Annotated in this window: 1 protein-coding gene; it reads right to left on the bottom strand. The window is 69.9% G+C overall.

The window, feature by feature from the left end:
* The coding region (locus AQJ11_RS39215; RefSeq protein WP_159061781.1) for a hypothetical protein at nucleotides 1-1,401 on the bottom strand (1,401 nt) is incomplete at its 3' end.
* Nucleotides 1,402-1,464: the final 63 nt, after the last annotated feature.

Here is a 1,464-nt window from a genome sequence, read left to right as displayed (position 1 = left end):
GGTGGGGGTGGGTGACGCCGGCGAGGAGGGCGGGGTGGGCTGCGTTGTGGCCGTGGGGATGGTGGTGTGGTCTTTGAGGTGGCTGGCTGCGGTGGCCGCGGCCTGGGCTGCCTTGCTGGCACCGTCGGCGAGGGCGGGCTGGGCGATACCGGCGAACAGGGCGCTGACGAAGGTGAAGGGGTCGGTGGCGGCCTGGCCGGTCAGGGCGAGGTTCGACAGCAGGTCGGCGAGGGATTCCCCCGCGCCTTCCATGACGCCACCGCTCAGCAGGCCGGCTGCGCTGCGCAGCCACTGGACACCGGAGGCGGTCTCCTGCCGGATCACGCCCGGCAGCTCGTCCAGGACAGCCCGGACGGCAGCGGGAACAACACCGGCCGCCGGAAGGTCCCAGACCTCGCCGAACACCTCACCGTTCTTGCGGTCGGTGCGCGGGGCCAGGGCATGGAAGAGGGCCTGCCCGTAGGCGCGGCCCGCCTCCCGCACCCCGGCACCAGCAGCCCCGCCACCAGCGGTGCCCGCAGTGGGGGCGAAGTGGGTGACGAACACCTCCCCGAACGCCTCACCGAACCGGGTCGCGCCCTGCGCCCGCACCTCACGCGAACCCGCCCCGGAAGAGAACGCGGCCGGCAGATCACTCTCACTCCGCGACAGCACAGCGCCGACATCCCCGCCCAGACCCGCGGCCAGCTCATCACCCGCACCCAGCTCCCTCAGCCGTGCTTCCACAGCCGTGCGCACACCAGCACCCAGATGCGAGGCGAGCACGTGCGCGATCCGCTCCGCGGCAACACCCGCCGGGATCGCCAGCGCCCCGCCCAGCGCACCGCCCACCAGCGCCGACCGCGTCGCCTCACGGTCGAACTCCCGCCGGTACCCCCGCGAACGCTGCACCTGCTGCACGATCCGGTCCAACGCCCCCGCGACCCCGACCTCCAGCGTCATCGACGTCACCACATGCTCCAGCAACGCCGACAACAACCGCGACAACTGCGTCCGCGCCACCAGATAGATCTCAGGGATCAGATGGAACCGCAGCGTGACCACCGCGATGAAGATCTCCGCCACGAACCACGCCAGCATCGCCCACGCCATGAACTGCGCATACTCAACCGTCAGCGCGGTCTTCAACAACGCATCAGCATTCGCGTCATACCCATCCGCGACATCACCCAGCACCCCACGCAACACCCGCGACCGCTTCCCCAACGCCTCCTGAGTCACACCACCCAGAAACTGCGCCCGCGCCGCCCGCTCAACCTCCCCCACCACCACACCCAGCCGCCGCAACGCCGCAGCCGTCACCCTGTGCTGCTCCGCAAGAGCACGCAAATACCACGCCTCAATCTCCGGATACTCCGCACCCGTCAACAGACGAATAAGACCACGCGCCTCCTCACTCAACCCACCCTCAAACACAACGAATCAGACCCTGCCCACCCGGCCACCAAAACGAGCAGCCGCCGC

The sequence above is a fragment of the Streptomyces corchorusii genome (assembly GCF_001514055.1).
GTDB lineage: Bacteria > Actinomycetota > Actinomycetes > Streptomycetales > Streptomycetaceae > Streptomyces > Streptomyces olivaceoviridis.
This window is presented reverse-complemented; position numbering and strand designations above follow the sequence as displayed.